This window comes from Pseudomonas sp. GT1P32, assembly GCF_054897805.1.
The window spans coordinates 178,769-190,283 of record NZ_CM142704.1 but is presented as its reverse complement, the minus strand read 5'-3'; the positions used below and the strand labels follow the sequence as shown (position 1 = coordinate 190,283).

The following is an 11,515-nucleotide window of genomic DNA, read 5'->3' as shown; positions in this document are numbered from 1 at the left end:
TGTAGGAGCTGGCTTGCCGGCGAAAGCGGTGGGTCAGACGACATATTTTTCGACTGAAAGGACGCCATCGCCAGCAAGCCGGCTCCTACAGGAGACATGTACATCCGATGCATCAGGCTGGCCGCCGAAGCATCGCCAACAACGACATCACCCGATCACACCACAAACCGTTATCAAAACACCTTGAAAAACTCTCCCCCCACACAGGTGAAAACATGAGTGAAGTCCACATCTGGATTGCCATTGAACGCCCCATCGAACAGGTCTGGTCGCTACTGGGCGGCTTTGACTGGCTCCCGCGCTGGGTCGAGGTCATCGCCAGCAGCCGCCTCAGCGACAGCGGCCGCCTGCGCCATCTGAAAACCACTGACGGTGCCGTCATTGTCGAGCGCTTGCTCACGTTCGACGAAAATGAAAAATACTACAGCTATGCCCTGCTCGAAGGCCCCTCACCGGTCACCGACTATGTCGGCACGATGTCAGCCCAGAGCGATGGCAACGGTAGAACGCTGGCCTCCTGGTCAAGTACTTTCCAGGTCCTGGAGGCCGACGAGGCGCAGGTCGTCGCGCATCTCGAGGCGCTCTACCGCAATGGTCTCGAGCGCCTCAAAGCCATCGTCGAAACCATGGACTGAGCACCGAAAAAGCCTCATCCCCGGTTCATGAAGGCCTGCAGACGCGGCACCATAAAGTCGAGGAACGTCCGGATACGCTGGGGCACATGCTGCCCACCCTGATACAGCGCATGGACTTCCTCGCAATCATGCCCGGTCTGCGCAAGCACCTCGACCAGACGCCCCGAGGCCAGGTCCTCATCAATGTGAAAATCCGCCAATCGGGCAATCCCGACCCCGGCGATGGCCATGCGCCGAACCGTCTCGCCATTGTTCGCTTGCAGGTTGCCCTGGACGATGCGATCAACGATGCGACCACTCTGATGCATCGGCCAGACCGGACTGGAGCGGCGGAAATTGAAGCTCAGGCAATTATGCTCGGCGAGGTCTTCAAGGGTCTGGGGCACGCCGTACTTTTCCAGGTAGCCAGGGGACGCCACCATCTTGCGTCGGGCAACACCGATACTTCGTGCGCGCAACGTCGAGTCGGTCAAGACGCCGACCCGGAAGGCAACGTCGGTGCGGTCCAGGTACATGTCGACGATGTCATCGCACAGGGACAGGTTGATCTGAATGTTCGGATGGGCTTCCCAGAAGGCCGGCAGATTCGGCTCGATCGCCAGCGTGCCAAACGCCACCGAGGCATTGATGCGCACGGTCCCACGGGCTTTCTGTGCACCTTGGGCCAGGACTCTTTCGACGTCGTCGAGCTCGGCCAGCAAAGCATTACTGCGCTCGTAGTAAATGCGGCCCTCATCGGTCAACGACAGCTTGCGGGTCGAGCGCTCGAGCAGACGAACCCCCAGGCGCAGCTCCAGGCGAACGATCAGCTTGCTGACCGTGGAAGGTGTCATCAGCATCTGCCGCGCAGCCTGTGAAAAGCTGCCGGCATCGACGACCCGCACAAAAACCTGCATCTCGCCCGCTCTGTTATCCACGTCTGTCTCCCGTTCATTTATTAGTGAAAAAATATCACAGGCGACACCCCTCGATACGCCGAAATAAGCGGGTCAATGTTCATTGAACTTGTGAATATTTTTCATAAAAAGCTGTAGGAGCGGGCTTGCTGGCGATGGCATCTGTTCAGGCACACCGTGTCGCCTGAATCGCCGGCAAGCCGGCTCCTACAGATTGTGGGGGTGTTCGGGATTGAGGGTTTACGCAAAACCTGTAGGAGCCCGGCTTGCTGGCGATGGCGTCCGTGAGATTGCCATCGCCGGCAAGCCGGCTCCTACAGATTGTGGGGGTGTTCGGGATTGAGGGTTTACGCAAAACCTGTAGGAGCCTGGCTTGCTGGCAATGGCGTCCGTGAGATCGCCATCGCCAGCAAGCCGGCTCCTACAAATTGTCGGGGTGTTCGGGATTGAGGGTTTACGCAAAACCTGTAGGAGCCTGGCTTGCTGGCGATGGCGTCCGAGAGATCGCCATCGCCGGCAAGCCGGCTCCTACAAATTGTGGGTGTGTTCGGGATTGAGGGCTCACACAAAACCTGTAGGAGCCGGCTTGCTGGCGATCCAGGCGACGCGGTGCATCAAGTACGCTGACACCTACAGGGACGGCTCGCTGGCTGGCTCGGCCACTTCCCGGGTCAGGAAGTCGATCAAGGCCCGCGCGGTCGCAGACAATTGGCGATGGGGCGGATAGATCACCGAGAACGGTCGGGAGCGTCCGCCCGACTGTTCAAGCAGCGGCACCAGGCGTCCACTTTGAATGCGCTCGCGGACGATGAAATCGTAGCTCTGGCAGATCCCCATGCCGTGCTCGGCCAGGGACACAATGCCCAACACGTCATCGGACACCTGCACATTCGCCTCAGGTATCCACTCCCGATCAACCCCCTGTTCGCGAAACAGCCAAGGCCCGACGCGGCCACTGCTGGGCATCACAAACGGCAGGCAGGCATGCGCCGCCAGTTCGTCGACACTGCGCGGGGTGCCGGCGCGTTTCAGGTAGTCCGGCGCGGCGACCAGGCACAAACCCGCGTCCTCCAGCTTGCGTCCGATCAGGCCGCTGTCCGGCAATTGCCCGAGACGGATCGCCAGGTCATACCCTTCCGCCACCAGGTCCACATTGCGATTGCTGATGCTCAACTCTATGCGCACTTGCGGGTACTGCCGGGTAAAGCGGCATAGCAATGGCGGCAACCGGTAATGCCCGTAGGTCGTCGGTACACTCAGCCGCACACGCCCGGTCAACTCGCCTTCCTGCCCCTGGATCGTTCGTTCGGCATCGTCGATCAACCCGAACGCCGCGCGGGATTGTTCAAGGTAAAGCAGGCCCGCCTCGGTCAGGCTCAGACGCCGGGTCGTGCGCCGCAACAGCTGGACGCCGAGGCGCGCTTCCAGGCGCGAAATCGCCCGGCTGACCACCGACGGCGTGGTCGCCAGAAACACCGCCCCGGCGCTCAACGAGCCCTTTTCCACCACGGTGACGAACACTTCAACGTCCGCGAGATAATCGAATCGACGGGTCACTCTTACCTCCAAAGAACAAGTGCTTTCCTTCTCAGCGAGTTTATCGCCCAAACAGGCATGAATATAGTGAATCAACGATCCGGCGACCGCCGATCGATCACCTCACTGTTCGGAAGCTCCCATGCGCCCTATCGCCCGACTCGCCCTCGCCATGACCATTTCCGCGGCTGCCTTCAACGCTCAGGCCAGCAATGTCCTGATCGTGCTGTCCGATTCCGACCACCTCGACCTCAAGGACCAGAAGGTTTTTGCCACCGGTTTCTACCTGAACGAACTGATGCAACCTGTAAAACTGCTGCTCGATGCCGGGCACTCGGTCACTTTCGCCACGCCGACCGGCAAGGCGCCGACACTGGACCAATCGTCCAACGACAAGATGTATTTCAACAATGACGTGACAGCCTTGCAGGCGCACAAGGCGTTGCTGGATCAGCTAAAAGTCACTTCAAAAGGCGAGTCGCCGGTCATCAGCCTGGCGCGGGTCGAACAAATCGGCTACGAGCATTTCGATGCCGTCTACGTCCCCGGCGGCCACGCGCCGATGCAGGACCTGCTGCACAGCGCCGCGCTGGGAAAACTGCTGAACAACTTCCATGACAACGGCAAGACCACCGCCCTCGTCTGCCACGGTCCGATTGCCCTGCTGTCGACGCTGGCCGATCCCGTCGCATTCACCCGACAACTCGAAACCGGCGGCAAAGCCTCCACCAAAGGCTGGACCTACGCCGGCTACAAATTCACGGTCATCAGCAATCAGGAAGAGGAATTGGCCAAGGGCTTGTTGAATGGCGGCGCGATGAAGTTCTATCCGCAAACGGCGCTGGAACAAGCGGGCGGCGTCTATCGCAGCAATACCTCGCCGTGGGCCTCCAACGTCGTCATCGACCGCGAACTGGTGACCGGGCAAAACCCCGGTTCGGCACTGGACGTGGGCAAGGCAATCGTCGAGCGTCTCAAGCCTCGGAGCTAGAGACTGAGTGGTCCCGGAATGGTAAAACTCGTGGCGTTGTTTTTTGTTTGAATGACCTCGAAAAAGGATCACCTCGGTGAAGTCACCCGCCACGCCAGATTCACGCACCACAGCCGAGGCAGGACTCAGCCTGCAAACCCGGCTGATCGCGCTGGTGGTGGCGGTGACCTTTTTCATGGAAAACCTCGACGCGACGGTCATCGCCACCGCGCTGCCCACCATGGCCAGCGCATTCGGCATTACGCCGGTCGACATGAACATCGGCATCACCGCCTACATTCTTGCCGTGGCGATCTTCATCCCGCTGTCCAGCTGGATCGCCGACCGCTTTGGTGCGCGAAAGGTGTTTGCCGGCGCAATCATCGTCTTCACCCTCGCCTCGCTCCTGTGCGGGCTCAGCCAGAACATCGAAATATTCGTTTTCGCCCGCGTGCTCCAGGGCATCGGCGGCGCGCTGATGGTGCCGGTGGGACGCCTGGCCGTGCTGCGCAACACCGACAAAAAAGACCTGGTGAAAATGATCGCGGTGATTACCTGGCCCGGCCTGGTAGCGCCCATTCTCGGGCCAATCGTGGGCGGCCTGATCGTCACCCATGCGTCATGGCCGTGGATCTTTTACGTCAACCTGCCGCTCGGTGCATTGGCGCTATTTGCCGCTCTGTGGCTCGTGCCGGAAGGACGAGAAGACAACGTCCGCCCATTCGACGGCAAAGGCTTCGCCCTGCTGGCCGGCGCCTGCGCCTCGCTGCTGGGCGGCCTGGAATGGCTGGGCAGCCAGCACGGCAACGCCATGTACTCAGGACTCGCGCTAGTGATCGCCGGCGCGATTCTCGCCGTGTGGGCCGTGCATCACTGCCGACATCACACCCACCCGCTTTTGCCACTCGGCACCGTGTCCATCAACACCTTCCGGGTCAGCCTCTTCGGCGGATCACTCTTTCGCCTGGCCATCAGCGCCTTGCCGTTTTTGCTGCCGCTATTGTTCCAGGTCGGCTTCGGCTTATCGCCCGTCGACGCCGGCCTGCTGGTGCTCGCGGTGTTCGCCGGCAACCTGGCGATGAAGCCGTTCACCACGGCGATCATGCAGCGTTATGGCTTTCGCCAAGTCTTGCTGGTCAACGGTGTCATCGGCGTTAGCTCGATTGTCGCCTGTGCCTTCTTCACCCCACAGACACCCTTCGCCGTGATTGCCTCTGTGCTATTTATCGGCGGCTTGTCGCGATCCATGCAATTCACTTGCTACAACTCCATCGGCTTTGCCGACGTACCCAAGGCACGCATGAGCGAAGCGTCGGCGTTGTTCAGCATGTTTTTTCAACTGGCCATGGGGTTGGGGGTGACGGTTGCCGCGTTGTTGTTGCGAGCGTCGATGTCGGTGCAAGGCCATGAGTTGCAGGCGCAGGTGGCTGACTTTCGAGTGGCGTTTGTGGGTGTGGCGGTGTTGGGATTGTTGGCGTTGGTTGACGTGATCAGGTTGCCCAAGGATGCGGGGGATAGTGTGTTGAAGCGGGTTTGAGCCTGCCTCAAAGCGGCTGAACAGAGACGGTTCATTCGAGCCGCCCCTGTACTTGATTACCCGCGTTTGGGCAATTTCCAGTTGGGTCGGATGAAGTGGCAGGTATAACCGTCGGGAAGCCGTTCGAGGTAATCCTGGTGTTCCGGTTCCGCTTCCCAAAACGGGCCGGCCGGGGTGATTTCAGTGACCACCTTGCCGGGCCAAAGGCCGGAAGCTTCGACGTCGGCCACGGTGTCTTCGGCAACCTCTCTCTGCTCATCGCTGAGGTAGAACAACGCAGATCGGTAGCTCGCGCCGACATCGTTGCCTTGGCGATTTTGGGTGGTCGGGTCATGAATCTGGAAAAAGAACTCGAGAATCTGGCGATAGCTGATTTGTTGCGGATCGAACACGATCTCGATGGCTTCCGCGTGATTGCCGTGGTTGCGATAAGTCGCGTTCGGCACATCGCCTCCCGAGTAACCCACCCGTGTGGACAGCACGCCGGGGTAACGTCGCAGCAAATCCTGCATACCCCAGAAGCAACCACCGGCCAGGATGGCGGTTTCGGTTTGCGTCGTCATGAACGGTCAATCTCCTCAATGAAAGTGGCGCGTTATTGATTACGGATCGGACTGTTGAACGAGTCGGAGCGACTGCCGCACGGGTGTCGACGCAATGATCATAAACCTTAACCGCTACGCCGTAAGCTCGACGTAACTCGACTCCCCACCACCCGTCGCGCCCGACAACCAACCCCAAACGAAGGCCAGAGTGGTACGCCCTGCGTGATCAACGCCCACCGTGCCACGAGACCAGCCAGCAAGCATCTCGCCATCCGCCGTCAAACACTGAAAAAGCAGCTCAATGGTATCGGGGCCTGTCACACGCCCGACTTGATGACCGATGCGTATCCGTCCGCCCTGGTAGGTGCTCGAAATGGCATTCCCCTCAACGTGGTAGTGAAACACGGTGCCTGCACCGGACAGCCCTTGAGCGTTATTCGCGACGGTAAATCGGCGATTGTTCAAACGCTCTCTGATTTGAGAAAAAAGGGTTTCCATGAATGTCTCGTCCTTTGCTTGAGATGTTCCGTTTTTAGGCTTTGATGATCCTAACTCATTCTTTTCCGAGTGATGAAGGCACTGGGTTGGCGATCTCTGATGCTGTGGCTTCAATCCAAAAACAAAAAAGCCCTGCCCCGACTAAATTGGGGCAGAGCTTCTGTTGGCGCATCACGTTATATCAACGCCCTCGCCTACTCCTGCGGGTCAACCTGATCCAGCACTCGATTCACCGTCAACTCGGCTAAAGCAATCATTTGCTGAATTCCGAGTGCCAAATTGCATTTGGGACCTTCGAGTATGAACGCCAGTTCACTGGCCATAACGCTTGCAGAAGCGAGTGTTTCGCACGCGTGAACCAGGAGGGTTTCGTTATTGACGTTGGGGGCGATGGTGAAAATGGGATTGGGACGGCGCTCGGCCTCGGCGGGTTTGCGGGGTGGGGATTCAGAAGTTTCGGATGGGTTAACGTTTTCGTCGAGCATTTGGAACTCCAATGAACTGGGCTCCTATGAGAAAGTCGGGCTACCACACCCGGTCGCTGTATTGGCAGCGGCAGAGGGAGGTTAGTAAGGTCGCTTCCTAGGTGCAAGCCTATTAGGTTGTAGGAAATTTCGATGGGGTTTGGAGACGAATCTGTAGGGGTTGATTTCGGCCGAAGCAGGTTTTCTTTCAGCGCGAATAAATAAATCTGTCCCCTTTTCCTCTGTTTGGTCATACGAAGCTTGAAAGCACCGTCAGATACCTGGGAATCGAAGTCGATGATGCCCTAGAAATGGCGGAACAGACGGAAGTCTGATCATCCTTAGTGACAGTCGACGCTAGACCGTCGCTATTCGACCCATAGCTGCCCTTCGCGGAGGGCAGCTAACGGCCAATAGCTGCCGGTCAGCAGTGGCAGAGTTCGGCCAAACGCTGCCGTTCGAAAAAGCGTCTGTCGAGGATACCTAAGTCCACTTCGCCTGATGAATTGAGCTTTGAGTACACTGTCATCGGCTTAGTCAAACGTGTACAAACGTCTGGGAACTGCCATGTCCAGAGTCATTTACAGCGCCACCATCATGGTTTTGAATGAGTGACTCTGGTCGAATTTAATCGCTTGCAAGCGGCCTAGGAAAAGCAACATGTCCACCAACGAAAACGACAAACCTGAATCAGTATGTTTAGACAGGCCCCGTTTGCGCCCGAAACGAGTAACTGTTTCGCTCCAAGCTGAGCAAAACCGTCTGTTAGCTGCGCTCCTCCACAGTGATTGCCCGGTTTTTCTAGACACAAATATTTTGATTTGGAGCTTTGGTCTCAACGAGCAAGCCTCCGCAGCATGGCAGAAGTGGCTGCAAAGACTGCACACGCGCCTAGTCATTCCGGCTTGGGTTGTCCATGAATACAACCAGCATTCGGATAAGCCAGAAGTCTTTTCTCCCTATAAAGCGCTGCCCAAGAAGCTCCAGGTAGTCTTGGATGAGGTTCGGGACTGCGCTGCACGTGCATTGGATGGTGCTGCCGCTTCGGATTTGGGGTATCCGAGCAAAATTGATTTGGAGAGTAAACTAGCCGAGACGTCGGGTTTTATTGTGAACATTGCGAAGGCAGTGTCCAAAAATGACAATGGTCATCGGACTGATCTCCTGAAATTCTACGAGGAATTGCTATCTTGGCGTTCTAACCCCGCTGATATTCATGAACTCTCTCAAAGAGCGCACTTGGAGTTTGACGCACGGGCAGCCTCGCGGCTGTCACCAGGTGGCGAAGACGCAGACAAATCACAGAATCGGTGCGGTGATCTCATTATCTGGAAGGAGATCCTCTATTACTGTGCGGAGACAGGCCAAGGCGAAGCTCTCTTTGTCAGCAACGACGTTAAGCGCGATTGGTGCTACAAGCCGGTTAACGTGGTTCTCGAAAACGGAAAAGAGATTCGCTGGTCTAGCGAGGCAGCAAAAGATTTGCGCTTACCCAACCCTGAGTTGCTCGCGGAATTTCAGCGGTATACCGGCGGAGAAGGGATCATATTTGCAACTATTGAGCAAATCATTGAGAAGCTTGGATCTACTGCCCACAACGCTACGGAAGCGACAGAGTTCAGTCAGCTTGCGCAGGCAACCAGGTCCAATCGGACGCCCACCGACAGCGTAGTGGATTGGATATACAGCTCGGAGGACGTATACAAAGAAGGGTTGCGAGGTGTCGCTTATTGGCAGTTTTCCCCTAGCGAAGTAGACCCAGAGGAGTTCGAAGCTTGGTGTCGTGAGAAGATGAAAGATACAAAAATTCAGTTCAACAAAGTCGACTGGGGAGACGTTTTCGCCGCGCTGTATCTATGAAGTATACCAACGCGTTGCCCCCCCAGAGCTGACAAGCACCAAGCGACGAGCTCGCAACAGGCTAGTGTCCGCTTTGGGTTGTGGATTCAACCGGTCGACGCAACAGGTAGCTACCGGCCAATAGCGGGCCTTCGTGAGGCCCGCTTTCAGCCAAAAGACAGGTGTTGCCGCCTAGGTTGCCTTGATAATCCCAGGCATTTCCGAAATTCCCAAGACATCAAAGTATGAGACTCGGCTCAAGGGCGCTACTAAGTCGAACATAACCAAATGGTGGTTGGCGGCGTCAGCAGTTGGCGAAGACAGAAATATCCCCAGTTCGCTCGAATCGAGTTCCACAATTAAGCCAGAGATATCGAGGTCATAGAAGGGTTTTAGAGCCTTTTGCTTGGTATGCGGAAACTTATTTTTAAATTTTTCATTATATACGGGCTGAAAATACCTAATGAGGGCCGCTTCGATAACCCCGATCGCCTCTCGCTTCTCAGGTGGATTTGGGATGTCCTTTAGCAACCTTGCGTCGTTCTCATCGTCATCAATAGTACCGTCTGTACGCCCACCCATTGAAGAAAGAACCTGAGAATGGTCGAACTGATACATGAAGAGCGCGATCTCTTGGTCAGGATGATCGTAGGGCGCTCGGGCTAGAATTTTCTGGAGCGTAGAATGGCTAATCAATCGATCCATAGCCCCCCGACTACCATCACCGATCGCCTGCCCGACATAAAGAACCTGAAATGCGTTGAGGTCTGCATGCTCAGCTTCGCTGAGCGTATACATCGTCGCGATCGCGTTCGCAGGCATGTAAGTCACTAAATTACCTTCCGGATTCAGTGCATGCACTTCAAGGTGGGGATAAGGGCATGCCAACTGAGTAGCATCGTCCTCCAGCTTCCACTGATAGCCGTCGAATGGCAGCTGTCGTTCTGCTCCTGCTACCGTGTAAGTCAAAACACCGCCGAATGTATCATTTTCATGACTGATCGACTCAGGCTTATATCTAACTACAGGTCGGGCCGCGATGATGTAGATGTGGCACCTCGATAACATATCCTTCTGCTCAGGAGACATCTTTCCGCCACCCATCAGTTGGTCTGCCGTCACCATGGCGGTATAACTATTCATGTAGGAGATGGCAAATTCTGTCGAGTATTTACGTTGCACTGATCGTGTCCACGTGTCTGGGAAGTTTCAGGTGGAGGTTGCAATCCTAGTTAAACTCCACGGGGGCATTTTTGATTATATGATTTAGCAATGCCGCATTATCCTGAAGAGCTAGCGGCGACGATGTCAAGCGGTGCCGAACAAAGCGCTGCGAACACAATAAGGCCGCAGACGATGCGGGCAGGTACGGCTGTGGCATGACTGAGGGACGATGAGACGGCACCGACAGACCGTTAACATACCCGATTACTGGATGGGAAGTGCCCGCGTTAGGTCGTAAACAACCACTCGCAAACGGCAGCTATTGGCCGATTGTTGCCTGTCACGAAGGGCTGCTTCCGCCCCATAGCGGCCCTTCGCTGAAGGGAGTTTTGGGGCGATTGCAGCCATCAAACCCTGGTTAACTAGCTCGTCGCGAAGGTTTTCAAGGCGGTGTCCTTTTGGCTGTCAGAAATGCGCATGAGGTGTGTCTATTCCCCAACCTGGGGGACGTCAGGTATGGTTACGGCCAGGTAAGACAGCAACCTCGTGTTCGCCTTAGCTAATGCATGTTGATACACCCAAATTGCCTAGCTATCCGCCTGGCATCTTGGGGGTGATCGCGAACAGCACCCCTCTGCCGGGCTTAAGGAAATAGCCATGAGCAAAAAAACTCAACCCGCAACAAACCTGCAAGACATCAAGAAACACGCAAAACAGCTCTCTAAGGAACAGGGGGTGAAGTACATGGAAGGCCTCAATCTGGCAGCAGAGGCAGCTGGGTTTCAAAACTGGAATCACGCCTTCAACGTGTTCCGGGTCAAAGAGCCCTTGGAAGCTCTGGTGGGTGTGAAGTGCTCATTCAAATGGTACGCGGAACGTAGCCGCTATTTCTGGGAGCGCGTTGGCCACCTCCAGGTTCAGGTTACTCCGATGCTCGGGTTCTCTGAGGAGGTGCTTCAGCGCCTTGTGTTTGAGATCCCCGAATTCTGGATTGGCTCGGAAGCCGCTGGTGATCGGGCCGAGCATTTCCGAATCGATTCGGCGTATTTTCACCGCGTCACCAGTGCTGACTATTTCCGGGAAAGTCAGCAAACGCGGCGTAGCGTCCTGAGCTTCCACCTTGTGGACAGCCAATGGCACGCAACAATCTTTGACTACGGCACGAAGCTGACCCAGAAAGAGATGGAGGGCGAGATCCAAGATGCCCTTACTGCGCATATCCAAAAAGTCGCCAGAGATCATCATACCAATGCACTGGACGATTTCCGGGTATTGCCCGAAGACCTCCATGAAGAAATGGTAGTCGTCTGTGGCCCTGCGGCGCGGGAATACGCGGCGGCCTTCTCGCTCTAATCAAGGCGACTTACCCACCGCCTGATAGAGGGGCCCCCGATCACTCGGGAGCCCCTTTTTTCTAACCTTCAGGCCCCC

General features: G+C 56.4%; 11 protein-coding genes. 5 read left to right on the top strand and 6 right to left on the bottom strand.

From position 1 onward, the window contains the following. The first annotated feature begins 215 nt into the window (after window positions 1–215). Window positions 216–635, top strand: a complete 420-nt coding sequence (locus ACYZUC_RS00915) for an SRPBCC family protein (protein WP_461992796.1) — start codon at window positions 216–218, stop codon at window positions 633–635. Window positions 636–649: 14 nt separating this feature from the next. On the opposite strand, the gene ACYZUC_RS00910 is transcribed toward ACYZUC_RS00915, so the two are convergent. Then, a complete protein-coding gene (locus ACYZUC_RS00910; RefSeq protein WP_461992794.1) occupies window positions 650–1,552 on the bottom strand; it encodes a LysR family transcriptional regulator in 903 nt (300 codons plus the stop codon). Window positions 1,553–2,161: 609 nt separating this feature from the next. Further along, the gene (locus tag ACYZUC_RS00905; RefSeq protein ID WP_461992792.1) at window positions 2,162–3,088 is read right to left on the bottom strand and encodes a LysR family transcriptional regulator; all 927 of its coding nucleotides are present in this window, start codon (window positions 3,086–3,088) and stop codon (window positions 2,162–2,164) included. Between the two features lie 121 nt (window positions 3,089–3,209). On the opposite strand from ACYZUC_RS00905, the gene ACYZUC_RS00900 reads away from it, so the two are divergent. Both ACYZUC_RS00900 and ACYZUC_RS00895 read left to right on the top strand, forming a co-directional pair. Then, a complete protein-coding gene (locus ACYZUC_RS00900; protein ID WP_461992790.1) occupies window positions 3,210–4,058 on the top strand; it encodes a type 1 glutamine amidotransferase domain-containing protein in 849 nt (282 codons plus the stop codon). A 76-nt stretch (window positions 4,059–4,134) separates the two neighbouring features. Continuing rightward, window positions 4,135–5,574, top strand: coding sequence for a DHA2 family efflux MFS transporter permease subunit (locus ACYZUC_RS00895; RefSeq protein ID WP_461992788.1), 1,440 nt, complete (start codon window positions 4,135–4,137; stop codon window positions 5,572–5,574). Between the two features lie 56 nt (window positions 5,575–5,630). Here the strand turns inward: ACYZUC_RS00895 and msrA are convergent, their stop codons facing one another. The 3 genes from msrA to ACYZUC_RS00880 all read right to left on the bottom strand — a co-directional run bounded on the left by msrA (window position 5,631) and on the right by ACYZUC_RS00880 (window position 7,102). After that, window positions 5,631–6,137, bottom strand: coding sequence for a peptide-methionine (S)-S-oxide reductase MsrA (msrA, locus tag ACYZUC_RS00890; RefSeq protein ID WP_192228409.1), 507 nt, complete (start codon window positions 6,135–6,137; stop codon window positions 5,631–5,633). A 114-nt stretch (window positions 6,138–6,251) separates the two neighbouring features. Beyond that, window positions 6,252–6,617, bottom strand: a complete 366-nt coding sequence (locus tag ACYZUC_RS00885) for a hypothetical protein (RefSeq protein ID WP_461992787.1) — start codon at window positions 6,615–6,617, stop codon at window positions 6,252–6,254. A gap of 194 nt (window positions 6,618–6,811) precedes the next feature. After that, complete coding sequence (locus ACYZUC_RS00880; protein ID WP_461992785.1) at window positions 6,812–7,102, bottom strand: DUF6124 family protein; 291 nt, start codon at window positions 7,100–7,102, stop codon at window positions 6,812–6,814. Between the two features lie 639 nt (window positions 7,103–7,741). Here ACYZUC_RS00880 and ACYZUC_RS00875 point away from each other — a divergent pair. After that, window positions 7,742–8,941 (top strand): PIN domain-containing protein, encoded by a 1,200-nt coding sequence (locus ACYZUC_RS00875; protein WP_461992783.1) that lies wholly within the window; start codon window positions 7,742–7,744, stop codon window positions 8,939–8,941. A 171-nt stretch (window positions 8,942–9,112) separates the two neighbouring features. On the opposite strand, the gene ACYZUC_RS00870 is transcribed toward ACYZUC_RS00875, so the two are convergent. Next, complete coding sequence (locus tag ACYZUC_RS00870) at window positions 9,113–10,102, bottom strand: hypothetical protein (RefSeq protein ID WP_461992781.1); 990 nt, start codon at window positions 10,100–10,102, stop codon at window positions 9,113–9,115. Window positions 10,103–10,741: 639 nt separating this feature from the next. On the opposite strand from ACYZUC_RS00870, the gene ACYZUC_RS00865 reads away from it, so the two are divergent. Continuing rightward, window positions 10,742–11,437: a hypothetical protein gene (locus ACYZUC_RS00865; RefSeq protein WP_461992779.1), complete on the top strand. Its 696-nt coding sequence runs from the start codon at window positions 10,742–10,744 to the stop codon at window positions 11,435–11,437. The last annotated feature ends 78 nt before the right edge of the window (window positions 11,438–11,515 follow it).

Coding starts and splice junctions, on each gene's coding strand:
- ACYZUC_RS00880 (WP_461992785.1), bottom strand. CDS start 7,102: ATGCTCGACGAAAACGTTAACCCATCCGAAACTTCTGAATCCCCACCC.
- ACYZUC_RS00865 (WP_461992779.1), top strand. CDS start 10,742: ATGAGCAAAAAAACTCAACCCGCAACAAACCTGCAAGACATCAAGAAA.
- ACYZUC_RS00885 (WP_461992787.1), bottom strand. CDS start 6,617: ATGGAAACCCTTTTTTCTCAAATCAGAGAGCGTTTGAACAATCGCCGA.
- ACYZUC_RS00875 (WP_461992783.1), top strand. CDS start 7,742: ATGTCCACCAACGAAAACGACAAACCTGAATCAGTATGTTTAGACAGG.
- msrA (WP_192228409.1), bottom strand. CDS start 6,137: ATGACGACGCAAACCGAAACCGCCATCCTGGCCGGTGGTTGCTTCTGG.
- ACYZUC_RS00915 (WP_461992796.1), top strand. CDS start 216: ATGAGTGAAGTCCACATCTGGATTGCCATTGAACGCCCCATCGAACAG.
- ACYZUC_RS00900 (WP_461992790.1), top strand. CDS start 3,210: ATGCGCCCTATCGCCCGACTCGCCCTCGCCATGACCATTTCCGCGGCT.